At 66.1% G+C, this 23,878-nt stretch carries 20 protein-coding genes and 1 pseudogene; 16 read left to right on the top strand and 5 right to left on the bottom strand.

The genetic code is table 11. The features are described 5' to 3' along the window. Positions 1–18: 18 nt before the first annotated feature. Positions 19–1,305 (top strand): aspartate kinase, encoded by a 1,287-nt coding sequence (locus tag CIK75_RS09290; protein ID WP_096223843.1) that lies wholly within the window; start codon positions 19–21, stop codon positions 1,303–1,305. A 79-nt stretch (positions 1,306–1,384) separates the two neighbouring features. Beyond that, complete coding sequence (locus CIK75_RS09285) at positions 1,385–1,921, top strand: nucleoside deaminase (RefSeq protein WP_096223841.1); 537 nt, start codon at positions 1,385–1,387, stop codon at positions 1,919–1,921. A 76-nt stretch (positions 1,922–1,997) separates the two neighbouring features. Here the strand turns inward: CIK75_RS09285 and CIK75_RS09280 are convergent, their stop codons facing one another. Beyond that, positions 1,998–2,996, bottom strand: a complete 999-nt coding sequence (locus CIK75_RS09280; protein ID WP_096223839.1) for a D-2-hydroxyacid dehydrogenase — start codon at positions 2,994–2,996, stop codon at positions 1,998–2,000. Between the two features lie 65 nt (positions 2,997–3,061). On the opposite strand from CIK75_RS09280, the gene CIK75_RS09275 reads away from it, so the two are divergent. From CIK75_RS09275 to CIK75_RS09245, 7 genes and pseudogenes are all read left to right on the top strand, one after another. Next, a complete protein-coding gene (locus tag CIK75_RS09275; protein ID WP_096223837.1) occupies positions 3,062–4,333 on the top strand; it encodes an aspartate aminotransferase family protein in 1,272 nt (423 codons plus the stop codon). 26 nt (positions 4,334–4,359) lie between these two features. Next, positions 4,360–7,392: an FAD-binding and (Fe-S)-binding domain-containing protein gene (locus tag CIK75_RS09270; RefSeq protein ID WP_096224044.1), complete on the top strand. Its 3,033-nt coding sequence runs from the start codon at positions 4,360–4,362 to the stop codon at positions 7,390–7,392. After that, entirely contained in the window at positions 7,389–8,879 is a 1,491-nt protein-coding gene (locus CIK75_RS09265) for an NAD-dependent succinate-semialdehyde dehydrogenase (RefSeq protein WP_096223835.1), read from the top strand. Before CIK75_RS09270 ends, CIK75_RS09265 begins: the two co-directional genes overlap by 4 nt. A 99-nt stretch (positions 8,880–8,978) precedes the next feature. Next, positions 8,979–10,145, top strand: a pseudogene (locus tag CIK75_RS09260) (M24 family metallopeptidase); the annotation flags it as partial. 302 nt (positions 10,146–10,447) lie between these two features. Next, positions 10,448–11,710, top strand: coding sequence for a PLP-dependent aminotransferase family protein (locus tag CIK75_RS09255; RefSeq protein WP_096223831.1), 1,263 nt, complete (start codon positions 10,448–10,450; stop codon positions 11,708–11,710). Then, positions 11,711–12,916 (top strand): M20 family metallopeptidase, encoded by a 1,206-nt coding sequence (locus CIK75_RS09250; RefSeq protein WP_096223829.1) that lies wholly within the window; start codon positions 11,711–11,713, stop codon positions 12,914–12,916. Positions 12,917–12,944: 28 nt separating this feature from the next. Next, positions 12,945–14,402, top strand: a complete 1,458-nt coding sequence (locus CIK75_RS09245) for an MFS transporter (RefSeq protein ID WP_241895382.1) — start codon at positions 12,945–12,947, stop codon at positions 14,400–14,402. A gap of 66 nt (positions 14,403–14,468) precedes the next feature. On the opposite strand, the gene CIK75_RS09240 is transcribed toward CIK75_RS09245, so the two are convergent. After that, a complete protein-coding gene (locus CIK75_RS09240) occupies positions 14,469–15,155 on the bottom strand; it encodes a GntR family transcriptional regulator (RefSeq protein ID WP_096223827.1) in 687 nt (228 codons plus the stop codon). Positions 15,156–15,245: 90 nt separating this feature from the next. Then, positions 15,246–15,482: a hypothetical protein gene (locus CIK75_RS09235; protein WP_086999256.1), complete on the bottom strand. Its 237-nt coding sequence runs from the start codon at positions 15,480–15,482 to the stop codon at positions 15,246–15,248. A 153-nt stretch (positions 15,483–15,635) separates the two neighbouring features. On the opposite strand from CIK75_RS09235, the gene CIK75_RS09230 reads away from it, so the two are divergent. Beyond that, positions 15,636–16,547, top strand: a complete 912-nt coding sequence (locus tag CIK75_RS09230) for a 3-methyladenine DNA glycosylase (protein WP_096223825.1) — start codon at positions 15,636–15,638, stop codon at positions 16,545–16,547. A gap of 90 nt (positions 16,548–16,637) precedes the next feature. After that, positions 16,638–17,177: a hypothetical protein gene (locus CIK75_RS09225; protein ID WP_143413306.1), complete on the top strand. Its 540-nt coding sequence runs from the start codon at positions 16,638–16,640 to the stop codon at positions 17,175–17,177. A 14-nt stretch (positions 17,178–17,191) separates the two neighbouring features. Here the strand turns inward: CIK75_RS09225 and CIK75_RS09220 are convergent, their stop codons facing one another. After that, positions 17,192–17,779, bottom strand: a complete 588-nt coding sequence (locus CIK75_RS09220) for a heme-binding protein (protein ID WP_096223821.1) — start codon at positions 17,777–17,779, stop codon at positions 17,192–17,194. A 70-nt stretch (positions 17,780–17,849) separates the two neighbouring features. On the opposite strand from CIK75_RS09220, the gene CIK75_RS09215 reads away from it, so the two are divergent. Continuing rightward, complete coding sequence (locus CIK75_RS09215) at positions 17,850–18,296, top strand: hypothetical protein (RefSeq protein ID WP_143413304.1); 447 nt, start codon at positions 17,850–17,852, stop codon at positions 18,294–18,296. A 79-nt stretch (positions 18,297–18,375) separates the two neighbouring features. Further along, positions 18,376–19,947 carry a Na+/H+ antiporter gene (locus CIK75_RS09210; RefSeq protein WP_086999265.1) on the top strand — a complete coding sequence of 524 codons (1,572 nt, stop codon included), beginning with the start codon at positions 18,376–18,378 and terminating at the stop codon, positions 19,945–19,947. Here CIK75_RS09210 and CIK75_RS09205 read toward each other — a convergent pair. After that, positions 19,944–20,378 carry a YchJ family metal-binding protein gene (locus tag CIK75_RS09205; protein ID WP_096223817.1) on the bottom strand — a complete coding sequence of 145 codons (435 nt, stop codon included), beginning with the start codon at positions 20,376–20,378 and terminating at the stop codon, positions 19,944–19,946. The genes CIK75_RS09210 and CIK75_RS09205 overlap by 4 nt on opposite strands. A 181-nt stretch (positions 20,379–20,559) precedes the next feature. Here CIK75_RS09205 and purS point away from each other — a divergent pair, with 181 nt between their 5' ends. The 3 genes from purS to purL are packed head-to-tail and all read left to right on the top strand — an operon-like array spanning position 20,560 to position 23,878. Beyond that, entirely contained in the window at positions 20,560–20,814 is a 255-nt protein-coding gene (gene purS, locus CIK75_RS09200; protein WP_086999270.1) for a phosphoribosylformylglycinamidine synthase subunit PurS, read from the top strand. After that, positions 20,811–21,581, top strand: a complete 771-nt coding sequence (gene purQ, locus CIK75_RS09195) for a phosphoribosylformylglycinamidine synthase subunit PurQ (RefSeq protein WP_096223815.1) — start codon at positions 20,811–20,813, stop codon at positions 21,579–21,581. The genes purS and purQ overlap by 4 nt, the downstream gene beginning before the upstream one ends. After that, on the top strand, positions 21,578–23,878 hold the full coding sequence (gene purL / locus CIK75_RS09190; protein WP_096223813.1) for a phosphoribosylformylglycinamidine synthase subunit PurL: 2,301 nt from the start codon (positions 21,578–21,580) through the stop codon (positions 23,876–23,878). The genes purQ and purL overlap by 4 nt, the downstream gene beginning before the upstream one ends.

The raw sequence follows: 23,878 nt of genomic DNA, 5'->3' as shown, positions 1-23,878 counted from the left end.
TGTGGAGTGTGCAAACGCATGAGCCTGATTGTCCAAAAGTTCGGCGGTTCGTCGGTCGCTGATGCCGAAGGCATCAAACGCGTCGCGGCCCGAATCCTCGCCACCAAGGAGGCCGGGAACGACGTCGTCGCCGTGGTTTCGGCCATGGGTGACACCACCGATGAGCTGCTTGATCTGGCCAATCAGCTCACCGATGCGCCGCCCGCGCGCGAAATGGACATGCTCCTGTCGGCCGGTGAGCGCATCTCCATGGCCCTGCTGGCCATGTCGATCGAATCGTCCGGCAGCCAGGCAGTGTCCTTCACCGGCAGCCAGGCCGGCATGATCACCGATGCGGTGCACGGCAAGGCGCGCATCATTGACGTCTCGCCGCATCGCGTGCGCCAGGCCATCGACCGCGGTTACATCTCCATCGTGGCCGGATTCCAGGGCATGAGCCGCGAATCAAACAACATCACCACGATGGGCCGCGGCGGCTCCGACACCACTGCGGTGGCCTTGGCTGCCGCCCTCGGGGCCGATTCCTGCGAAATCTACACGGACGTCGACGGCATCTACACCTCGGATCCACGGATCGTGCCTGCGGCCCAGAAGATCGATGTGATCTCCAGCGAGGAGATGTTGGAGATGGCGGCCAACGGAGCCAAGATCCTGCATCTGCGCTGCGTCGAGTACGCCCGCCGTTTCGGGGTGCCACTGCACGTGCGCTCATCCTTCAATGACCATGAGGGAACCTGGGTGCTGCCCAGCCCCGAAGACAACATCAAGCTCCAAGAGGGAGACACCATGGAACAGCCCATCATCTCCGGCGTGGCCCACGACCGTTCAGAAGCCAAGATCACCGTGGTCGGCGTCCCCGACGTCCCCGGCTCTGCTGCTGAGATCTTCGGTGTGATCGCCGGTGCCAACGTGAATATCGACATGATCGTGCAGAACATTTCGAAAGCCGAAACCGGCAAAACAGATATCTCCTTCACCTTGCCCAGCGTCGAAGGCACTGACGCTCTCGAGGCCCTGGAAGCGGCCCGCGCCACGATCGGCTTCGAGGACATCTCCTATAACGACCAGGTCGGCAAGCTGTCGCTGATCGGTGCCGGCATGCGTTCGAACCCCGGCGTCTCCTACCGCTTCTTCGAGGCCCTTCACCAGGCAGGAGTGAACGTGGACATGATCTCCACCTCGGAGATCCGCATCTCGGTCGTCACCGACGCCGAACGGCTCGATACCGCGGTACGCGCCGTTCACGGGGCCTTCGACCTCGACGGTGAAACCGAAGCCACGGTCCACGGCGGCACCGGCCGCTAGAGCGTCCCGACCGGTGAAAGGCCCGGCCTCCCCCAAGTTTTTTGCGGGGAGTCCGGGCCTTTCCTGCTAGGTTGGCGGCATGGACGCCCATCGCTCAACAGCCAACAACGACGGCCCCGGAAGAGAGGGCCAGCCACTAGATGAGACAGGCCGCGGCCATCTGCGCCGTTGTGTGGAGCTGGCCCGCGAAGCCCTCGAGGCCGGCGACCACCCCTTCGGCTCGCTGCTGGTCGACGCCGCAGGAACCGTCCGCTTCGAGGACCGCAATCGGGTGAAGGACGGCGATGCCACCCGCCACCCCGAAATCGCGATCGCCCGGTGGGCTGCGGCGAACCTCAGCCCGGCCGAACGCCGAGAGGCTGTGGTCTATACCTCGGGGGAACACTGTGCGATGTGTAGTGCCGCGCACGCCTGGGTTGGCTTGGGGACCATTGTGCTGGCCTCCAGTTCCGAACAACTCACCGCCTGGCATCGCGAATGGGGCGTGCCGGCAGGTCCCGTGGCACCGCTGCCGATCAAAGCCGTCGCCCCCGGAATCCAGGTCATCGGCCCCGTCCCCGAGTTCACCGGGGAGATCCGTTCCCTTCAGGCGCGGCTGGCTGGTATCGAGGGCTAGCAACAACCCTTGTTGGCTCCGACGGCCGTGGCTAGGCTCCTCGCATCCGAAATCGGGAGACCTTGCACTGGGCCGCTCAGGTCGCCGCCGGTGCCGTGGACACGTAGCCGCGGTCCTTATCCACCACGTTCGCCAATTCCCTGCCGGCGATATAGGCATCGAGGTTGTCCAGGAACTGGTCGGCCAGTTCGTCCCGCCAGCCGTGCACGTCCCCACTCATATGAGCCGAGATATGCACGTTGTCCATGCCCCAGAAGGGGTGGTCCTCGGGCATCGGCTCCACGGCGACCACGTCGAGGGAGGCTGCGGCGATTTCCCCTCTCCGCAGCGCCTCGATCAGTGCCGGCTCGTCCACCAGGGCCCCGCGGCCGATGTTCACCAGATGGGCGCTGGGTTTCATCGCGGCGAGCACCTCGGCGTTGACGATCCCGCGGGTCGCTTCGGTCAACGGTGCTGCCAAGACCACATGATCGGCCTCCCCCACCCGGTCCGCCAATTCGTCGCTGGTGAACACGGTGCCGAAGTCGGGGTCGTTGGCCCGTGGCCTCCGCCCGGCGCCTTCGACCTGCAGTCCCACGGCCCGCAGCAACCTCGCGGTGGCACGCCCGATGCCTCCGGTGCCCACCACGATGGCCCGCGATCCGGCAGTGCGGGTCAGTTCGCGATGTTTCCAGGTCCGTTCTTGCTGCAGCGCCTTGCTCAGATGCAACTGCTTATCGTGGGCGAGTACTGAAGCCAGCACGAACTCGGCGATTGGCTGGGAGAACGTCCCATGGGCGTTGGTCAGCGTCACCGGCGCCTGGCGGAGCCCGTCGAAAAGCATGGCGTCCACGCCCGCTGCGGCAACATGCACCCAGTCCAGGGTGTCGGCGGCATGCCAGGCGTCGCTGAGCGCTGAGGAGAAGAAGTCCCAGAGCAGGACGGCATCGGCGCCGTGAAGTGCCTCGGCCAGACCATCGGCATGGGCGATGACGACGTCGGCGCGATCGCGAATCGCGTCGAGGTTGTGGGGTTCGGGGACGCCGGCGGCGGTGAGGAGGGCCAGGCGGGGACGGTTTGAATCAGCGTGTTTCACGTCACCTACGCTACCGGTCCGAAAGATTGTTGACAATCTACCGAGGGGGCCTCCACGATGGCCATATGACCTCACTGAGCCCCCTGTTGAAGCAAGCGACCCCCGTAGTGGTCGATCACGCCCTCGGTTCCTGGATCTACGGCACGGACGGCAACGAGTATCTGGATTTCACCACCGGCATCGGTGTGGCCAGTACCGGGCACTGCCACCCGCGCGTCGTGGCTGCCGCCCAAGAGCAGTGCGGCAAGATCATCCACGCCCAGAACACCACGGTCATGCATCAGCCGCTGTTGGAATTGACCGAAAAGCTCGGCGAGAAGCTGCCGACCGGATTGGACTCGGTGTTCTACGCGAACTCCGGCGCGGAGGCCGTCGAGGCCTCGCTCCGTCTGGCCCGCATGGCCACCGGACGGCCGAATATCGTGTCCTTCCAGGGTGGCTTCCACGGACGCACCGTCGCCGCCGCCTCGCTGACGAGCGCCGGCACCCGATTCTCCGCCGGCTTCTCACCGTTGATGGCCGGGGTTCACATGGCCCCCTTCCCCTACGCCTACCGCTACGGCTGGGACGTGGAGACCGCAGTGGACTTCGCCTTGCAGGAACTGGACTACCTGCTGGCCACCCGCACCGCTCCCAACGACACAGCAGCCTTCATCATCGAACCGGCCTTGGGCGACGGCGGCTACCTGCCCACCCCGCCACGGTTCCTCGAGGGCCTGCGCGAACGGGCGAACGAACACGGCATCCTGCTGATCATCGACGAGGTCCAGGCCGGCGTCGGACGGACCGGCAAGTTCTGGGGCCACCAACACTCGGCAGCGACCCCCGATATCCTGATCACCGCCAAGGGCATTGCCTCCGGATTCCCGATCTCCGCCATCGCCGCCTCCACCGAGCTGATGTCCCAGGGCTGGCCCGGATCGCAGGGCGGGACCTACGGCGGTAACGCGGTCTCGGCCGCCGCCGGGGTCGCCACCCTGGCCGTCGTCGAGGACGAGTCCTTGGTGGAGAACTCCCGGCTACGCGGGGAGCAGCTCCAGGCCGGGTTGAAGGATCTAACCACCCGCTTCCCGGCCATCGGCGACGTGCGTGGCCTGGGCCTGATGCAGGGCATCGAATTCAGCACCGCCGACCGCATGCCCGACGCCGCCACGGCGGCAGCCCTCCAGCAGGAGACCACCGCGCACGGTCTGCTCACGCTGACCTGTGGACCGCACGGAAACGTGGTGCGGCTGATCCCCGCACTCGTGGCCACCTCCGAGGAGATCACCCTCGGGCTGGAACGCTTCGAGGCAGCACTTTCCGTCGTATCCGAACGCTCCCTAAGCCGGACGTAGAGAGGAATCCACCACTCGTGACCCAGATGGCACCACCCACCACCCAGGCCGTGACGGCCCTCCTCCTCGAGGCGGGAATCGAGGTCGACACCTCACCGCGACGGTTGGCAGAGTACTCCTATGACGCCTCCAACTATCGGGTGGAACCGATCGGCGTCGTGTTCCCGCACGACGCCGATCAGGTGGCGGCAATCATCCAGGCCTGCCACGAAACCGGTACCCCGGTCACCGGCCGTGGCGGCGGCACCTCGATGGCCGGCAATGCTGTGGGCCCGGGACTGGTGATCGACACCTCGCGCTTTTTCAACGACGTCCTGGAGATCGACGAGGAGAACCTGTGGGTCGACGTGGAACCGGGGATGGTTCTGGCCACGCTCTCGGCCCGCATCGAGGCCCACACCTCGGGCCGGCTCACCTTCGCCCCCGATCCGTCCTCGAAAAACCGGGCCACCGTCGGTGGTGCCATCGGCAATGATGCCTGCGGGAACCACTCGGTGCGCTACGGGCGGACCAGCGACCACGTCGTGGAGATCGACCTGGTCACCGTCGAGGGCCGCCGACTCACGGCCACCGCTTCCGGGATCCGCGCCACGAACACGAACGACGTCGCCGCGGTGCGCCATGCCGCCGCGATGACGGAGTCGCTTGAGTCGCTGGTGCAGGAGAACCTTGCGGGGTTCCGCACCGATCTGGGGCAAATCCAGCGTCAGGTCTCCGGCTATCACCTGGAGCATCTGCTGCCGGAAAAGGGGTTCAACATCGCCCGGGCCTTCGTCGGTTCGGAAGGGACCTGCGGTCTGGTCGTCCGCGCCCGGATGGCCCTGGTGCAGAAACCTGCGAGCGCGCTGCTGCTGTGTGTCGGCTACCCGGACGTCGTCGAGGCCGCCCGCGATATTGAAACCATCCTGGAGTTCTCCCCGGCCGCCGTCGAGGGGATCGACGACGCCATCGTGGCCACCATGAAGTCCCGGCGCGGGGAGGACTCCGTCACGGGCCTGCCCGACGGCAAAGCCTGGCTCTACATCGACCTGGACGGGACCGACCCGGAATCGGTTCGGACTCAGGCCGGGAACCTGCTGGAAAAGTTGCGTGGCATCGGGCGGATGGTCGATGGCCGGGTGGTCCCCGACACCGTCGAACGCGCCTCCCTCTGGCGGGTCCGCGAGGACGGTGCCGGCCTCTCGGCCCGGCTGTCCACCGGCGGGGAATCCTGGCCCGGCTGGGAGGACTCCGCCGTCGCGCCGGCACGATTGGCCGACTACCTCTCCGACTTCCGTGACTTGCTGGCCGACCATGGGCTCCAAGGGGTCATGTATGGGCACTTCGGCGCCGGCTGCATGCATGTGCGCATCACCTACGATCTGCGCAGTGACGCTGGCCGGAAGGTCTTCCGTGAATTTACGGCGGCCGCAGCGGCGCTGGTCGTCTCCCATGGCGGCTCGCTCTCCGGGGAGCACGGTGACGGCCGGGCCCGCTCGGAATTCCTGCCGTTGATGTACTCCCCGGCGATGCTCACTGCCTTCGAGGACTTTCGTGCCATCTGGGATCCGACGGGGTTGTTGAACCCCGGGGTGATGACCAGCCCCGACGCCTTCGATGAGAATCTGCTGCTGGCCGGGGTGCCCGAACGCCAGTGGCGGACCAGCTTCGATCTGACCCCCGCCTCGGGAAAAACCGGGGATGGGCTCGATCCGTTCGTCCACGCGGTCCAGGGCTGTATCGGCATCGGGCGTTGCCGTTCGGCCACCGGTGGGGTGATGTGCCCCAGCTACCGGGCCACCGGGGACGAGAAGGACTCCACCCGCGGCCGCTCCCGCGTACTGCAGGATATGGTCCGCGGCGCGAAGACCGTCGAAGAGGGCTGGAAATCCAAGGAGGTCCGCGAGGTCTTGGACCTGTGCCTGTCCTGCAAGGCCTGCTCGACCGACTGCCCGACCGGGGTGGATATGGCCACCTATAAATCCGAGTTCTTCTCCCACTACTACGCCGGGCGCATGCGCCCGCTCTCGCACTTCTCGCTGGGCTGGCTGCCGCGATGGCTCAAGATCACCGGACGGGTCGCCCCACTGGTCAACGCCGTCATGGGCTCACCGCTGGGCAAGCTCGTCTCCGCCGCCGGCGGGTTGACCACCCAACGTGCGTTGCCGCGTTTCGCCTCCGGGTCGGCCTGGCGCCGCGAGGTCGACGCGGCCCTGGCCGCCGCACCGCGACAGCGGGTCGGGCCGCCGCGCACCCTCGCCGGTTCCGGGGCCCGGACGCCACGGGCTACCGCCACCGAGAACGACGCCGTGGCGGGTCGCGACACCGCGGGCGCCGTCTTGTTCGTGGACACCTTCACCCGCGGCTTCCGCCCCGAAGTCGCCGGGGCCGCTGCCCGGGTGATGGTCGGCACCGGGGAACCGGTCACCTGCTCGGCCGAGGCCTGCTGCGGGTTGACCTATATCTCCACCGGACAGTTGGGGACGGCCCGCCGCCTGCTGAACCAAGCGGCCCGCGTCCTCGACGACGGAACCGAACGCCCAATTGTCGTCATCGAACCCAGTTGCGCCGCCGCCTTGTCCAAGGACCTGCCCGAACTCGTCCACACCGACGCCGCCCGCCGGGTCGCGGCCCGGGTCCGGAGCTTCGCCGGGCATATCGCCGCCCTGGCCGCCGACGGGTGGACTCCGGCCCCGGCCGCCCCCGTCCCCGCCTCAGTGGTCTTGCAAACGCACTGCCACGAATACTCGGTCTTCGGTGCCGCCATCCAACGCCGGGCCCTGGCAGCCCTGGGTGTCGCCAATGTCACCGATGCCACCGGTTGTTGCGGGGTCGCCGGGAACTTCGGCTTCGAGGCCGATCACTACGAGGTCAGCATGAAGGTCGCCGATCTGGCTCTGGCTCCTGCCATGGCCGCCAGCGAGCCGGAGGTCCCCGTCCTGGCCGACGGCTTCTCCTGCACCATGCAGGTCGCCCAGCTCGACGCCGGCCGACGCGGCCTGCATCTGGCCGAACTGCTCGACCCCCAACCAGCCACCGACCACCTCCGTTCCACCACCCACCCGAAGGAGCACCCATGACCACCGAGACCTCCAGCTCATCCGTCGCCGAGTCAGCCCGTCGTGCCGTCTCGGGCATCAGCACCGACCTGTTCATCAACGGTGAATGGGTCCCCTCCGCCTCCGGGAGGCGCTTCGACGTGGTGAACCCGGCCACCGAGGAAGTGATCACCACGGTGGCCAACGGCAACGCCGATGACGCCCGGCGAGCCATCGAAGCAGCCGGTGCCGCCCAAAAGGACTGGGCGGCCACGCCCCCACGGGTCCGCAGCGAGATCCTGCGCCGGGCCTACGACCTGATCATGTCCCGGCAGGACGAATTGGCCCTGGTCATGACCACCGAAATGGGTAAGCCGTTGGCCGAGGCCCGCGGCGAGGTCGCCTACGCCGCCGAATTCTTCCGGTGGTTCTCCGAGGAAGCCGTGCGTATCGGCGGCGACCAGATGGTCACCGGGGACGGCGCCAACCGGATCATGGTCTCCAAGGAGCCGGTCGGGCCTTGCGTGCTGGTCACTCCCTGGAACTTCCCGCTGGCGATGGGCACCCGCAAGATCGGCCCGGCCATCGCCGCCGGCTGCACCATGGTTTTCAAACCTGCCAACCTGACCCCGTTGTCCTCACTGGCCCTGGTGGACATCCTGATCGAAGCGGGTCTGCCCGACGGGGTGCTGAACGTGGTGTGCACCAAATCAGCTTCCGAGGTGGTCACCCCGTGGATGGAATCGGGGATCGCCCGCAAGGTCAGCTTCACCGGTTCCACCGGGGTCGGGATCCGGCTCCTGGAGCAGGCGGCCCAGAACGTCATGCGCTCCTCGATGGAGCTCGGCGGCAACGCACCGCTGATCGTTTTTGAGGACGCCGACTTGGACCGTGCCGTGGAGGGCGCGTTCGCCGCGAAGATGCGCAATATGGGCGAAGCCTGCACTGCGGCGAACAGGATTTTCGTGCAGTCCTCCGTCGCCGAGGAATTCGCCGCGAAGCTCGCCCGGCGATTGGGGGCACTGACCGTGGGTAACGGCGCCATCGACGGAACCGACGTCGGCCCTCTGGTCGAAGAGAAGGCGCTGACGAAGGTTCAGGAACTGGTGGATGACGCCGTGGCCAAGGGGGCCCGTGTGGTGTGCGGCGGTTCCCGCCCCGAGGGCGCCGGCTACTTCTACTCCCCCACGGTGCTCACCGGCGTGGACCCCTCGGCCCATCTGATGACCGAGGAGATCTTCGGTCCCGTGGCCCCACTGATCCCCTTCGACACCGAGGACGAGGTCGTGGCCATGGCCAACGACACCCCCTGGGGGCTGGCCGGATACCTCTTCACCCAGGACCTGGACCGGGCCTTCCGTGTCGGGGATGCCCTCGAAGTGGGCATGGTCGGACTGAACACTGGCATCGTCTCCAACCCCGCAGCACCTTTCGGCGGCATCAAGGCTTCGGGGCTTGGACGCGAGGGCGGCCGGGTCGGCATCGAGGAGTTCCTCGAAACCAAGTACATGGCCATGCCACGCCGATAGGCGTCATGCTTGCCAGTGACCTGAACCACAACCTAGAATTGTAGACAATCTACGATGGGTAGTTAAGGAGCTTGAATGGTACAAACGGGCTTCGCCCCCATGCTCTTCTCAACCGAAGAGTACGCCGCACGATTGGCCGCGGCACGGGTGCGCATGCAAGAGCAGGGCCTCAGCGCGCTGATCGTCACCGATCCAGCGAACATCTATTACCTGACGGGGTACAACGCCTGGTCGTTCTACACCCCGCAAATGGTCTTCGTCCCCATGGAAGGGGACATGATCCTGTTCACCCGTGAGATGGACGCCAACGGGGCGTTCCGCACCACCTGGCTGGATTCGGACAATATCGTGGGGTATCCGGAACGCTACGTGCACCGCCCTCACCTGCACCCCTTCGACTGGGTCGCCTACGCCTTGCGCGCCAGGTATCTGATCGCGCCGGCCACCAAAGGCTGTGTGGGGTTGGAGATGGACGCCCATTTCTTCTCCCCCAAGGGCTACCGTTCACTGGTCAACGCCTTGCCCGAATGGACGCTGGTCGACTGCTTCGAACTGGTCAACTGGGTCAGGGCGATCAAGTCACCGGCGGAGATCCAGCTGATGCGCCAGGCGGCGGTGGTCACCAACATGGCGATGCACGCGGCCCAGGACGCCATCGAAGTCGGCGCCCGGCAATGCGACGTCGCCGCGGCGATCACCAACGCACAGATCCGTGGCACCGAGGAGTTCGGCGGTGACTACACGGCCATCGTTCCGATGCTCCCCACCGGGGAATCAGCCGATACCCCGCACCTGACATGGAACAACGAGACGCTCGAGAAGGATCAGGCGATGATCGTGGAGCTGGCGGGGGCCTACCAGCGTTACCACGTCCCCATGGCCAGAACCTTCATGACCGGCACCCCCACCGCTCAGCTGGCCCATTTGTCTCAGGCCACCGACCACGCGTTGGCGGCGGTGCTGGAAACGGTGCAGCCCGGGACCCCGGTGCAGGAACTTTCGCAGGTCTTCAACCGCACGCTCTTCGAATACGGTTACGAGAAGGCTTCAAGGATCGGCTACTCCATCGGTGTTGGCTATCCCCCGGACTGGGGCGAGCGGACCATCTCCCTACGCAGTGAGGATCAGACGCTGTTGGCCGAGAACATGACGTTCCACCTGATGTGTGGCATGTGGATGGACGGTTACGGCTATGAGGTCTCCGAGGCCATCCGGGTCACCGATAGCGGTGTCGAGACCTTTACGTCCTTCCCGCGTGGACTCGTCCCCGCCGGCCGGTCCGGGCACGAGGCGGCGCAGTCAATCAGCCTCTTGGGCAACCCCGGCGAGCGCGCGGTCTCGAACGCACCGGGCCTGCCCGGGATGACTCCTCCGACCAACGAACCGCGCCGTCCGGCCACCCCGCGTTTCGGGTTCACCACCCCGGAGGAGTCCACCCTGACCGGTTCGATGAACATTGTGGCACGCAATGCCGAGGCCGCCGATAGCGATCCGGCCCGACCCACCACCCCGCCGCTGGAATCCCTCGAGGACGACAGCGACACCGATCACCCCACGAAGGAGACACCATGACCACCGTGAACCTGCCGCTCGCCGGCCGCGCCGAGAACCTCGTGGGCTCCGTCATCGACTCGAGCACGTCGTTGCTCGCAGCCCAGAAACACGACGTCATCCGTTTCGCCATGGGCGCCCCGGCCGACGAGTTCGTCCCGGTGGAGACGTTCACCGAGATCGCCTCCAGCGTCCACGACGCCTCCTCCTTCACCTACGGCGCCTCCGAGGGCGAACCCCGTTTGATCACGGCGCTCGTGGACTATCTGGCCACCACTGCGGAGCCCACCAGCGCCGAAAGGATCAGCATCACCTCGGGAGGCATGCAAGGCCTGGATATCGCCTGCAAACTCTTTGTCGACCCGGGCGATCTGGTCATCGTCGAATCTCCGACCTACACCAACGGTTCGGCCACCGCCCTGAGCTACGGCGCCGAACTGCTCGAGGTGCCAATGGATCAGGACGGGATGGATGTCGATGAACTCGAACGCCTCGTCGACGCCGCGGGCCGTACCCCCAAGGCGATCTACACGATCCCGAACTTCCAGAACCCTTCGGGCACCACGCTGTCGCTGGAACGCCGTGAACGTCTCATCGCTCTGGCCCGCCGATGGGGTGCGGTCATCATCGACGACGACCCCTACGGGCTGCTGCGTTTCGCCGGTGAGGACCTGCCCGGGTTCCGCCAGCTCAGCGAGAATGATCCGCTGGTGTTCTCGGTCAGGACCTTCTCCAAGATCCTGGCTCCGGGCCTGCGGGTGGGCTGGATCGACGCCGACCCGTCGCTCCAGCAGCTCATCATCAACGCCAAGCAGGCGATGGACACCTGCACCAACGTCCCGGCCCAACATATGGTGGCTGAATATCTGGTCCGAGGGATCCTCGATGAGCATTTGACGTTCCTGCGCGGGGAATACCATGCCCGGCGTGACGCCATGCAGGCCAGCCTGGAGAAGCATTTGGGCGGGCGGATCCGCACCACCCATCCGGATGGCGGCTTCTTCCTCTGGGTCACGCTGATCGGGGAGGATGCTGCAGTGGATACCCGCCGGCTGTTCGAGATCGCCCTGGCCGAAGGCGTGGCCTTCATCCCCGGCCCTGCCCTGTCAGCCGGGGGTCGCTTCGCCTCGGCGTTCCGGCTCTGCTTCGCCTCCACCGGACCGGAGCGCACCGATGCCGGCGTCCAACGCCTGGTCACCGCCCTGGACCTGGCCCTGGAAGAGACACGGCAACCCGAGGCCGCGGCCACCAGTTCCACGTCCGCCCCGGGACGTGGCTGAATGGCAGAGACGGCGACCGGCGCCACCGCGTGGCAGGTCGACACCTCGGTTCTCACTGCCCTGACGATCGAGCTGGTCAACGCCGGCGGGGTCAACCCCGGGGGAACCGAACAGGCCACCGTGGACGTCCTCGTCGCCGAAGCGCGGCGACGAGGACTTCAGGTCACCACCCGTGAGGTCGAACCCGGTCGACCCAATGTGTTCATCACCCTGCCCGGCGGGCAGGGGCCGGGGCTGCTCTTTCTGGGGCATTCCGACGTCGTCCCCGTCGGCGACGGATGGGACCGTGATCCCTTCGACGCCTATGTGGCCGACGGCCGTCTCTTCGGTCGTGGTGCCACCGACATGAAGGGCGGACTGGCGGCCATCCTGACCTCCATGACCATGCTGCACGACGCCGGAACCCAGCTTTCGGGACCGGTCACCTTGGCCTGTCTGGTCGACGAAGAGGAGACCGGGGCGGGGATCCGGGCTCTGGTCGCCGACGGGCTGGACCACCCATATCTGGGCTGTGTGGTCGCCGAACCGACCGATCTGGAAACGGTCATCGCCTGCCGCGGGGATTCCTATCTGGAGGTCGAGGTGACGGGGCAGGCCGCCCATTCGGGCCGCCCGAGCGACGGACGTAACGCGATCGACGCGGCGGTACGGATCTGCAACCTGGTGACCACAGACCAGGAGCGCCTGCGGGCCGAGAACGATCCGCTGCTGGGGTACGCCACCTGGAACACCGGAATGGTTTCCGGCGGCCGCGGCACCTCGATGGTCGCCCCCGAAGCCCATCTATGGTTTGACCGTCGACTCATGCCCGGTGAGGACACCACCTCCATCCGCGAAGACCTGCTCTCCCGCATCGATGCCGCAGGTATCACCGGGGACGGGATTTCCGTTCAGCTGCGCACCACCATGGAAATGCCGGGGTTCCGCACCGAGCCCGACCACCCCCTGGTCACCGCGGCCCTCGCCGCACTGGCCGAGGCCGGCGTGCAGACCCGCGTCTCGGGCTGGACCGCTTCCTGTGACGGCGGATTCATTTCCCGCGACCTGGGGATCCCGAGCATCGTGCTGGGGCCCGGCGAGCTCAACGAGGAGGCGCACCAACCGAACGAGTCGGTTCGCGTATCCGAAGTTATCGCAGCAACCCGCGCATATGGCATGCTGATATCCACCTTGCTGAACCCCGATAACGGCGCATCCGGCGCCTAGCCCACCGACGGCCGAAAGGCGAACGATCATGAGCGAACAACCCCAGGGATCATCCGGAGCGATCACGATGGAGGATCCGAACGCCCCGGGCGCCGAACCCCAGACGCAAGAAGCCAAGGACAGCCTGCACCGCTCCATCTTGGGTTCGGCCCTCGGCAACGCGGTCGAGTGGTTCGACTACGGCGTCTACGGTTACCTCACCATTTACATGGCAGTGAACTTCTTCGGCTCCGAGGAGGGCGACGGCGGACTCGGCGTCACCCTCGCCCTGGCCACCTTGGCGATGTCCTTCCTGGTCCGCCCCTTGGGCGGCCTGATCCTGGGCCCGCTGGGAGATAAATTCGGCCGGCAGAAGGTCATGGTCCTGACGGTGTTGATGATGACCACTGCCACCGGCGTCATCGGCCTGCTGCCCACCATTCAGACGATCGGTTTGGCGGCTCCGCTGCTGCTGTTGCTTTGCCGCATGGTCCAGGGCTTCTCGGCCGGCGGCGAATATGGTGGCGCCGCCGTCTACATGGCCGAATGTGCTCCCGACCAGCGCCGCGGTTTCCTGGGCTCGTTCCTGGAGTTCGGCACGATGGTGGGCTTCATCCTCTCGGCCACGGTCTGCACCGCGCTGATCACGATCGTCGGTGACGACGGGATGCTCGCCGGCTGGTGGCGTCTGCCGTTCCTGATGACCATCCCCCTGGGGCTGACCGCCCTGTACATCCGGACGAAGCTGGGCGAAGCGGCAGTCTTCTCCGAAGCCTCGGATAGCCAGGAAACCTCCAAGACCCCGATCCGCCACACCCTGCGCACCCAGTGGCGCGAAGTGCTCATCCTGGGCGGATTCGTCGTCCTGCTCAACGTCGCCTTCTACTTGATCCTCGGCTACATGCCCACCTATATGTCCGAACAGTTGGGGCACAGCACCGCTCAGGGCAACTGGATGTTGGTGGCGATCATGGTCGTCATGCTGGTGGTGATCCCGTTCATGGGCAGCCTCTCGGACCGGGTCGGACGCAAGCCCCTGCTCCTGACCGCTGCCGGCGGCTATATTCTCTTGGCCGTTCCGGCGATGGTGCTGCTGGGCATCGACAACCTCTTCCTGCAGTTCATCGGTCTGGCCGTCTTGGGTGCCCTGTTGGTCATCCTGGTCTCCTCGGTGTCCTCCACCCTGCCGGCGCTGTTCCCCACCAACGTGCGCTATACCGGTTTCGCGATCGGCTACAACTTCTCCGTGGCGTTCATTGCGGGCCCCTCGCAGACGCTGACCAACGAGTTGATTGATATCACCGGAAACGTGTTGGTGCCGGGGATTTACATGTCGCTGGCCGGCGTCATCGGCTTCATCGCCATCCTGTGCATGCGTGAGACCTCCCAGGCGTCACTGCGTGGCGAGGAGCTGCCCGGCGATCCCGCCTCGGTCGGCTGGCCATCCAAGAAATGGGTGCAGACCAACCGGACCAAAGCCGACGCCGGCAAGGCCATGGCCCAGTAGGACGTCAGATCGGCAGAGGGAGGGTGTGCGCCGCGGCGCGCACCCTCCCTTTTTGGGGCCGCCGCCTCAGGTGTCAGTGGTGTCGTCGCTCAGCGGTTCGAGCAGTTGGGCGATGGCACTGTCCATATGTTCGGCCAGTGCGCGGTGCAGGGCCGGGACATCTGACTGCAGGATGGCCTCGGCGATATGCCGGTGCTCCTCGACCCGGTCATGGAGTGAATACTCGGCCTGTTCCAGCGCTGCCAGGCACATCCGTGTTTCGGTGACCAGGGTGCGGTGGATCCGGGTCAGCCGTTTGCTGCACGCCCGGCGAACCATGGCCTCATGGAAGGAGATATCCATTAAACTCAGTTCGGCAGGATCGCTTCCGGGACCCAGGGCAGCCATTTTCTCGACGATGGCCAACAGCTCGGCGCCCGCTTCATGTCCCGTCCGGTCCACTTCGATGATCTTCAGTGCCGCGCCACGTTCGACCGCGGTGCGGGTGAGGTAGATATCGGCGATATCCTCACGCGTCGGTTCCACGACGAAGAGCCCCCGGTTGCGAATGCTGATCAGCAGACCCTCCTGGGTCAATCGCTGCATCGCTTCACGGAGCGGGCCCCTGCTGACGCCCAGCCGGCCGGCCAGATCAGCTTCGCCCAGTTGCGACCCGGGCTCGAATTCTCCGTTGCCGATGGCGGTGCGGATCTTGCGCGCGATGATCGAGGGAGTGGACTCCTGTTGCAACGGCTCGAGGCTCGAGGCGGGCATGGGGGTTCCTCACTGGGGTCGATTTTGTCGGATGCAGACAATCCTACAACCTTGCCTCGCAGGCTTTTCCTCCCCGATCCCCCAGCTGGTTCAGTCGGAGCCGGCGACCAGCATGACTTCGTGTGGAGCTTCAGTGCCGTGTTTGCGATGAGCCCGTAAGACCCGCCGCGCCCGTTCGCGCTTCAACCGTTCCCGGGGATCCAGGTGGGGCAGCTGATCTGCGGGGCCGAAGAAGAAGTAGCCGAAGAATTGCAACCACCAACCGATTTTGTATCCCATCCCCAAACCGGTGGTGTCCTTCACAATGGGCAACCGCTTATGGTCCATCTGTTCCTCTCAGGCTCGGGCTCCCTGCCTCGTGCCGAGCGCGGATGCGCCCGGGGCGCCGGAATCCCTGGACAGGCCATCCTATCCAACTATTCCCTCCCCGGTTCCGCCGCCGATGCGGCCCCGCGGGATGTTGGGCCCGATAATGGGAACATGCCAGCCGAACTTTCCCACCTGACCGAGGACATCTGGCTCCCCCGCGCCCGGGCACACCGGGACCGGGTCCACCACTTCGCCGACCCGTTCCTGCAGCGGCGTTCCACCCAGCGTAAACACCCGGTGGAGGACTTCCTCTTCACCTACTACACGGAGAAGCCCGGCCGGCTGCAACGCTGGAACCCCGGCACCGGCGTCGTCCTCTGGGGCGAAGCTGCCGCCGAACGGCTTCACTGGAAGTACCACCGCCCCCACGGCGCAGGCGTCACCTTCGATGCTGCGGCGTTCATGACCGACCGGCACCGGACCGTTGCCCACGCCCGTTCGATCCTGGCCGGGGCCGCGTCCAACCCCGCCCGCTTCTCCTGCTTCGGCCTCCATGAATGGGCGATGGTCTATCAATCGGAGCAGAACGGGGTACGTCACGACCAGCTGCCCCTGCGTCTGGGCGCCGCCGGCACCGACCAGGTCGTCGAAGGCCACCGCATTCGGTGCACCCATATTGACGCTTTTCGTTTCTATTCCCCGCAGGCGGTGCCCCTGAACGAAGAGCAGCCCACACGGGAGAACCAGCCGTCCCTGGACCAGCCCGGCTGCCTACACGCCAACATGGACCTCTATAAATGGGCGTATAAGCTCTCGGCAGCCGTCCCCGGGGAACTACTCTTGGCCACCTTCGAACTGGCGTGGGACATCAGGACCATGGATATGCGGGCTTCGCCCTACGATCTGGGCGACTGGGGTTACACCCCGATCCGCATCGAAACCACCGCCGGGAAAGCCGAATATGTGAGGTTGCAACAACGCTTTGCCGAGCAGGCCAATGAACTCCGTCTGCGCCTGTTGGACATCGCCGACGACCTCTTCGCCGCAGCGGAAATGGACCCCGCGCCCAGCAACGGCAGATGAATCGGCAACGTCAAACGGTGGACACCGGCGGCCGGGAGTGGCAGATTCACCAGTGAGGGCCATTGCCCGACCAACCGCTACCGGGGGTGCATGATGGAAACGAACCACGCCAACCGCTGGACCACACGAACCGTCTCACGTGTCGCAACTGCTGCCGTGGGGCTGCTGCTGCTCGCCGGCTGCGCAGCCGAAACTCCCGACGCCGAACCGACGGACAGTACCGTCTCCAGCCCCTCCTCGGCACCAAAACCCACCGAACAGCCGGCAGGTCCCGCCGAGGGCACGGACGCCGATCTGTCCATCACGATCACCTCCGATGGTGAGGAGGTTGCCCACCGGTACCGGTTGGTCTGCGTCGGAGGGGTCCCCGGAAAGGGGACCGACCACCCCCAGGCCGAAGCAGCCTGCACCTTCCTCGACGGCCCCGGCAAGATCGTGTTGACCGAGAAGACGAAGAAGGACGCCGACTGCACGCAGGAATCGGCGGGGCCGCAGACGGCCATCGTGCAGGGCACCTTGAACGAGGCATCGGTCCAACGCGCTTTCGCCCTGGGGAACGGCTGCAGGATCTCGGCATGGAAATCTGCTGAGGCGTTGCTGGGGCGTGGAACCGCTAGTGGCGACCAGTAATCATCCCGGTTCCCTCAGTCACGCGCGCGGGAAACGTCCACAAGGATCTCGTTGCGCCGCAGGAACCAGGGCCGGTACGGCGGGTCGAAACGGGCGAATCGTGGCCCTCCCGTTTCAAGAAGTCCTGCTACGGGCAAGGCCGAACGCAAATGTTCCAGCTGCTGCAGGTAACGAGTCTGGCTCCACCGCCCGCTGAATCGGATGACCGCTGCCTCACGTTCGGCCACCACACGCAGGGTCACCACCGGGTCGGTTGGCTGAGGCGCCGATTCCAGCGTGAAGTCCTCCGGCAGCACGAAGGCGACGCGATGGGTCCCCGCCTGCTGCCCCGGCTCCGGGGCCCCCACGGGTTCCTGCACCACCGGTGCAGTCATCGCGATGCGTTGAGAACCCTCGGATTGCACGACGGGCGCCGTCATCGATACCGCTTGATTCGAACGATTTTCACCGCTGATATAGGCAAAGAGGTGACGGAAGGCCTGGTTTCCGGCTGCCTCGAAGGAGCCCTCAACGGAGACCTCGGCCAGAAGATGTTCAGGGTAGTGTCGTAACTCAAAATGCTCGTAGCCACGGATCACCTCGTAGGGCTGCTGCTCGGTCATGGAACCAACCTACTCCCGGCAGCTGGACCCGGGCCCTGAAACCGCACGATCAAACCACGACGGGAAATACATGAGGCGCACAGCGATGCGGCCGGTACGGATGGCGGCAGCTTTCCTCGCAGCAACGTTGCTGCTCGCCGGATGTTCAGCACCGGCGCCGTCCGGTTCGATCACCGAAGACTGGGACCTGCGCACCCCACAGAAGGTCACCCCCGATTCCACCAGCCTGGACGTGGACGTTTATCGGCTCGAATGCTCGGGAGGGACTACCGGCACCGTCGAAAGACCACACGTCGCCTATGAACCCGAGCGCATCCTCATCCGCGGTCTGCTCTCCGACCTGCCGGACGGGAACTCCACCTGCCTGGGGGTGAGCCCGGCACCAACCACGATCAACTTGAGCGAACCCGTGGGCCACCGGGCTATCGTGGACGCCTCCTGCCTCGAAGAGGACAACACCGACCTCACAGGTTGTGAGGACCAGGGGATCCGCTGGCGGCCCTCATCCCCCGGGTAGTCACCGTGCTAGCGCTCGACAGGACGAGGCACCCGACCGGTCTACGGCGTGAAAGAATAGCTCCCGGAGGAACTCACCCATGGAATTCTTGATCCTGCTCGTTGGCCTGCTGTTCGGAACGGTGCTCGTTGCCGGGCTCGGGGAGCGGATCAGATTGCCCTACCCGGTGCTGATGCTCGTCTTCTCGGCGCTGGTCGCCTACCTGCCGTTCATCCCGGAAATCCATATCAACGCGGAGATGATCCTTCCGCTATTCCTCCCTCCCTTGCTCTACGCGGTGGCCCAACGCAGTTCCTGGGCCGTCTTCCGACTGCGCTGGCGTTCACTGGTGCTGCTGGCGGTACTCCTCATCGCCGTGACCGTGGCCATCGTTGCCGGTGCCACCTGGCTGTTGATCCCCTCCATGGGCTTGCCCGCAGCCATTGCGTTGGGCGCCATCGTCGCCCCGCCGGACCCCGTAGCCGTCGAGGCCGTTGCGGCCAAGGTCAGCATGCCCCGCCGGCTGACCACCGTGCTGCAGACCGAGGGGCTCTTCAACGACGCCACAGCCATCGTGATCTTCCAAACCGCAGTGGCCGCAGCCGCCAGTGGCCAGGACGTCGGCTGGGATGTGATTCCGCGTTTCCTCCTCGGCGCCGCCGGCGCTGTCCTGCTGGGTTTGGCCATGGCGTGGGTGGTGGGAACGCTGAACCGTTTCGTCCCCGATCTGGTCGCCCGCTCCGCTGCCACCCTGGTGGCCCCCTTTGCCGTCTACATCTTGGCCGAGGAGATCCACTGCTCGGGCGTCGTCGCCGTCGTGGTCACCGCCCTGGAACTGGGCCGGAGGGCCCGCCCCCAGGATTCCGCGGAACGCCTGACCCGCAACTCTTTCTGGGACGTGGTGGAGATGCTGACCACCGGTGTCGCCTTCGGTCTGCTGGGCATCGAGATGCGCTATGTGTTCGAGGACGAAGGTGCAGGCATTATCGCCTTCATCCCCGGAATCCTGGTCGTTTGCGCCGCGGTGCTGCTGGTGCGTTTCGGCTGGATGATGCTGATGTACAAGGTCGGTGGCACGGAAAAACGCAATAGTGTCCCCGGCTCGCTCAAGGAAGTCCTCGTGGTCAGTTGGTGCGGCATGCGCGGTCTGGCCACCCTGGCACTTGCCTTGGCGCTCCCCCTGGAGATGGACAACGGCGACCCCTTCCCGGGGCGCAACTTCATCATCACCTGCGCCTGCGCCGTCCTGCTGGTCACCCTGGTGGGCCCGGGGCTGACCCTGCCCACCCTGATGCGGCATCTGAAACTGCCCGACGACCGGGCCAAGGCCGAACGGGCCGAACGGGCCGTTGCCGTCCGGGCCGAGGAGGTCGCCATGGAAACCGTGAGGCAGTCGGCTGCGGCCCAGAAGCTCTCCCCCGAACGGCGCGAGAAGCTGGCCCGCCGCATGTCCTCCCTGCACCAGATCCTCGAACACGATTTTGGTGACGACCCGGAGAAGGCGCGCATCGTCAAAAAGACCCTCGCAGCCATGGACCAAGTCCAACGCGAGGCCCTCGGCGCAGCTCGGCGCGAGGTGCTGGCGATGCGCCGCGAACCCGGGGCGGATCCTGAAGCTGTGGATCGGGTACTGCGTCGGCTGGACCTGCGGACGGTCACCTTGGACCGCTAGGACACGGCGGCTGTGTAGAACCAGCGCCCGTCCACGCGGAGGAAGGTGCTTCGTTCCCGTTGGACCCCCCGTTCGCCGTCCTGCCGGTAATGCGCGGCGAACTCGACAATCCCCGTGTCATCGAAAGGCCCTCCGGCGACCGTGTCCACGATGTCCAGCCGCCGCCAGATCATTGACGGGTCCAATATCAGGCTGGCCGGCCGGGTCGAAGGATGCCAACTGGCCAACAGGTAGGCACGATCCCCGGTGACGAAGGCGCTGTAGCGAGAACGCATCAGCGCCTCGGCCGTCGCCGCCCCGGGGCCCCCTGCCCTGCGGTCGGCGTGCACCGGCCCGCAGCAGGCGCCGAAGACCTCCCCCGACAGGCAGGGGCAGCGCGCAGCGGCGTCGTAGTCGGGGAAATTCCCACCGTTGTTTCGCTGCTCATCCATGGGCCCAGCCTAGGCGGAAACCGTGAGCGCTGAGACAGAATCGTGGGGTGCGTCACGCCGGGCCGCGGGCCCCGTCGAACCCGGTAGACTAATCGGGCAAGCTCGCGGAGCGCCTCCAGCCCGGCGTGAGACGGCACCTCCGCAGGCGTACTCAATCCACCTCGCGCACAGGAGACCCCGGATGCCCCGCATCGTTGTTGACGTCATGCCCAAACCAGAGATCCTCGACCCCCAGGGCAAGGCCATCGTGGGCGCACTGCCCCGTTTGGGCTTCGACGCTTTTTCGTCAGTCCGTCAGGGCAAACGTTTCGAACTGACCGTTGACGGCGAGGTGACCGATCAGATCCTGGCCCAGGCCCGCACCGCAGCCGAGACCCTGCTCTCCAACCCGGTCATTGAAGACGTGGTCAACGTCGAGGTCGTCGCCGAAGCATGAGCAACGATTCACTTCCCCTGATCGGCGACTACAGCACGCCGGACACCGCACTGAACGGCGCGCGCATCGGCGTCGTTTCCTTCCCCGGCACCCTCGATGACCGCGATGCCGCCCGTGCCGTGCATCTGGCCGGAGCCGAAGCCGTGGCACTCTGGCACGGAGACGACTCCCTGGAGAACGTCGACGCCGTCATCATCCCGGGCGGCTTCTCCTACGGCGACTACCTGCGCGCCGGGGCCATCGCCCGTTTCGCACCGATGATGTCCCGCATCATCGACGCCGCGAACTCGGAAGCCAAACTGCCCGTACTGGGCATCTGCAACGGCTTCCAGATCCTCACCGAATCGCATCTGCTGCCCGGGTCGATGATCAAGAACGATCACCTGAAGTTCCTCTGCCGGGACCAGGTCCTGCGCGTGGAGAACAACAACACCGCGTGGACCAACCACTACGGCATCGGCGAGGAGATCACCGTGGTCCTGAAGAACCAGGACGGCCAGTACGTCGCCGACGAAAAAACCCTGGACGCCCTCGAGGCCGAGGGGCGCGTCGCACTGCGCTACATCGGCTGGAACCCCAACGGCTCACGCCGCGATATCGCCGGCATCACCAATGCCGCAGGCAACGTCGTCGGGCTCATGCCACACCCCGAACATGCGGTCGAGGCCGGCTTCGGCCCGACGACCGCCGCCGGCGCGCACACCGGAACCGACGGCCTGGGCTTCTTCTCCTCCGTCCTGAGCACCCTGGTGGGAGGCACCAAATGAGCCAGAAATTCAACATCGACACCGTCGAGAACGCCGCGGTCACCCCCGAAACCGAGCTGCCCTGGGCCGAACTGGGCCTGAAGCAGAACGAGTACGACGACGTCGTGAAGGTTTTGGGCCGCCGCCCCACCGGTGCTGAACTGGCCATGTACTCGGTCATGTGGTCCGAGCACTGCTCGTATAAGTCATCCAAGAACCACCTGCGCCAATTCGGCGAGAAGGTGACCGAGGAGATGAAGAAGGACCTGCTCGTGGGCATCGGCGAGAACGCCGGGGTCACGAACCTCGGTGATGGCTGGGCCGTCACCTTCAAGATCGAATCGCATAATTCCCCCTCCTTCGTGGAGCCCTACCAGGGGGCGGCCACCGGCATCGGCGGGATCGTCCGCGACATCATCTCCATGGGCGCCCGCCCGGTGGCGGTCATGGACCCGCTGCGCTTCGGGGCCATCGACCACCCCGATACCGCCCGCGTCATGCACGGCGCCGTCGCCGGGATCGGCGGCTACGGCAACTCGCTGGGGCTGCCGAACATCGGCGGCGAAATGGTCTTCGACCCGGTATACCAGGGCAACCCGCTGGTGAACGCGCTGGCAGTAGGCGTCATGCGCCACGAGGACATCCGTCTGGCCAACGCCTCCGGGAAGGGCAATAAGGTCGTCCTGTTCGGCGCCCGCACCGGTGGCGACGGTATCGGCGGCGCCTCGGTGCTGGCCTCCGAGTCCTTCGATGCGACCAAACCCTCCAAGCGCCCCGCGGTCCAGGTCGGTGACCCCTTCGCCGAAAAGGTGCTCATCGAATGCTGTCTTGAACTGTTCAAGGCCTCCCTCGTCGAGGGCATCCAGGATCTGGGCGCCGCGGGCATCTCCTGCGCCACCAGTGAGCTGGCCTCCAACGGCGACGGCGGCATGCGGGTCGAACTGACCAACGTGCTGCTGCGTGATCCGACGCTGACCCCGGGCGAGATCCTGATGTCTGAGTCCCAGGAACGCATGATGGCCGTGGTCTCCCCGCAAAACCTCGAGGCCTTCGAAGCGGTCATGGATAAATGGGCCGTGGAATACTCCTGGCTCGGCGAGGTCACCGACACCGAACGGCTGGTCATCACCTGGGACGACGAGGTCATCGTCGACGTGGATCCGCGCACCGTCGCCCACGACGGCCCGGTCTACGATCGCCCCTATGCCCGCCCCGACTGGCAGGATGCCCTGCAGGCCGATACGTTCAAGGCCTCCCCGGCGGGGGTCACCCTGCCGAGCCTGGGCGAGGAGCTCAAGGACGCAGTCCTGGAACTGGTCGCCTCACCGAATATGTGCGATAAGTCCTGGATCACCAACCAGTTCGACCGCTACGTCGGCGGGAACACGGCGCTGGCTTCCCCCGATGACGCCGGCGTGGTCCGGGTGGATGAGGAAACCGGAATGGGCGTCGCCCTGGCCACCGACGCCAACGGCCGCTACGCCTACCTGGACCCGTACCACGGTTCCCAGCTGGCCCTGGCGGAGGCGTTCCGCAACGTGGCCACGACCGGTGCCGTGCCGCTGGCCGTTTCGGACTGCCTGAACTTCGGTTCCCCCGAGGACCCCGACGTGATGTGGCAGTTGGCCGAGTCCATTCGCGGGCTCTCCGATGCCTGCATGGAATTGGGCATCCCGGTCACCGGCGGCAACGTCTCGCTCTACAACCAGACAGGCACCACCCCGATCCACCCCTCCCCGGTGGTCGCCGTCTTGGGCAAGTTCGACGACGTCGCCCGCCGCACCCCCTCGGGCTGGCACTCCAGCGCCGACGGGCAGGCCATCTACCTGATGGGTACGACGGCGGATGAGCTGGATGGTTCGGAGTTCGCGAACCTGCGCGGGCATCTGGGCGGCCTGCCGCCGAAGGTGGATCTGGCCGCCGAGAAGCTACTCGGAGACCTGCTGGTCAATGCCTCACGTGATGGCATGATCGACGCGGCCCACGACCTCTCCGAAGGCGGCCTCGCGGCAGGGCTGGTGGAGATGTCGCTGCGCTACGGGGTCGGCGCCCGGGTGGCCCTGCAGGATCTGTGCGACCGCGACGGCGTCGACGCGTTCACCGCGTTGTTCTCCGAGTCCCAGGCCCGCGCCATCGTGGCCGTGCCGCGCTCCGAAGAGGTCCGTTTCAAGGACATGACCACCGCCCGGGATTTCCCGGTGGTCCGGCTGGGCATCGTCGACGCGTCCTCGGACTCCTTGGAGGTCCAGGGCCAGTTCAGCGCGAGCCTCGAGGAACTGCGCACCGCCCACGAGGGCACGCTGCCGAAGTACTTCTGA

The organism is Glutamicibacter sp. BW78 (assembly GCF_002332245.1).
GTDB lineage: Bacteria > Actinomycetota > Actinomycetes > Actinomycetales > Micrococcaceae > Arthrobacter_H > Arthrobacter_H rhombi_A.
Note: the sequence above shows the minus strand (reverse complement) of the source record. Positions and strands in the feature narration are given on the sequence as shown.

What these genes read in the sequence shown, in the direction of transcription:
- CIK75_RS09290 (WP_096223843.1), top strand. Translation starts at nt 19, where the DNA reads ATGAGCCTGATTGTCCAAAAGTTCGGCGGTTCGTCGGTCGCTGATGCC.
- purS (WP_086999270.1), top strand. Translation starts at nt 20,560, where the DNA reads ATGCCCCGCATCGTTGTTGACGTCATGCCCAAACCAGAGATCCTCGAC.
- CIK75_RS09275 (WP_096223837.1), top strand. Translation starts at nt 3,062, where the DNA reads ATGACCTCACTGAGCCCCCTGTTGAAGCAAGCGACCCCCGTAGTGGTC.
- CIK75_RS09265 (WP_096223835.1), top strand. Translation starts at nt 7,389, where the DNA reads ATGACCACCGAGACCTCCAGCTCATCCGTCGCCGAGTCAGCCCGTCGT.
- CIK75_RS09205 (WP_096223817.1), bottom strand. Translation starts at nt 20,378, where the DNA reads ATGGATGAGCAGCGAAACAACGGTGGGAATTTCCCCGACTACGACGCC.
- CIK75_RS09240 (WP_096223827.1), bottom strand. Translation starts at nt 15,155, where the DNA reads ATGCCCGCCTCGAGCCTCGAGCCGTTGCAACAGGAGTCCACTCCCTCG.
- CIK75_RS09235 (WP_086999256.1), bottom strand. Translation starts at nt 15,482, where the DNA reads ATGGACCATAAGCGGTTGCCCATTGTGAAGGACACCACCGGTTTGGGG.
- CIK75_RS09220 (WP_096223821.1), bottom strand. Translation starts at nt 17,779, where the DNA reads ATGACCGAGCAGCAGCCCTACGAGGTGATCCGTGGCTACGAGCATTTT.
- CIK75_RS09250 (WP_096223829.1), top strand. Translation starts at nt 11,711, where the DNA reads ATGGCAGAGACGGCGACCGGCGCCACCGCGTGGCAGGTCGACACCTCG.
- CIK75_RS09245 (WP_241895382.1), top strand. Translation starts at nt 12,945, where the DNA reads ATGAGCGAACAACCCCAGGGATCATCCGGAGCGATCACGATGGAGGAT.
- CIK75_RS09285 (WP_096223841.1), top strand. Translation starts at nt 1,385, where the DNA reads ATGGACGCCCATCGCTCAACAGCCAACAACGACGGCCCCGGAAGAGAG.
- purL (WP_096223813.1), top strand. Translation starts at nt 21,578, where the DNA reads ATGAGCCAGAAATTCAACATCGACACCGTCGAGAACGCCGCGGTCACC.
- CIK75_RS09210 (WP_086999265.1), top strand. Translation starts at nt 18,376, where the DNA reads ATGGAATTCTTGATCCTGCTCGTTGGCCTGCTGTTCGGAACGGTGCTC.
- CIK75_RS09255 (WP_096223831.1), top strand. Translation starts at nt 10,448, where the DNA reads ATGACCACCGTGAACCTGCCGCTCGCCGGCCGCGCCGAGAACCTCGTG.
- CIK75_RS09225 (WP_143413306.1), top strand. Translation starts at nt 16,638, where the DNA reads ATGATGGAAACGAACCACGCCAACCGCTGGACCACACGAACCGTCTCA.
- purQ (WP_096223815.1), top strand. Translation starts at nt 20,811, where the DNA reads ATGAGCAACGATTCACTTCCCCTGATCGGCGACTACAGCACGCCGGAC.
- CIK75_RS09270 (WP_096224044.1), top strand. Translation starts at nt 4,360, where the DNA reads ATGGCACCACCCACCACCCAGGCCGTGACGGCCCTCCTCCTCGAGGCG.
- CIK75_RS09230 (WP_096223825.1), top strand. Translation starts at nt 15,636, where the DNA reads ATGCCAGCCGAACTTTCCCACCTGACCGAGGACATCTGGCTCCCCCGC.
- CIK75_RS09215 (WP_143413304.1), top strand. Translation starts at nt 17,850, where the DNA reads ATGAGGCGCACAGCGATGCGGCCGGTACGGATGGCGGCAGCTTTCCTC.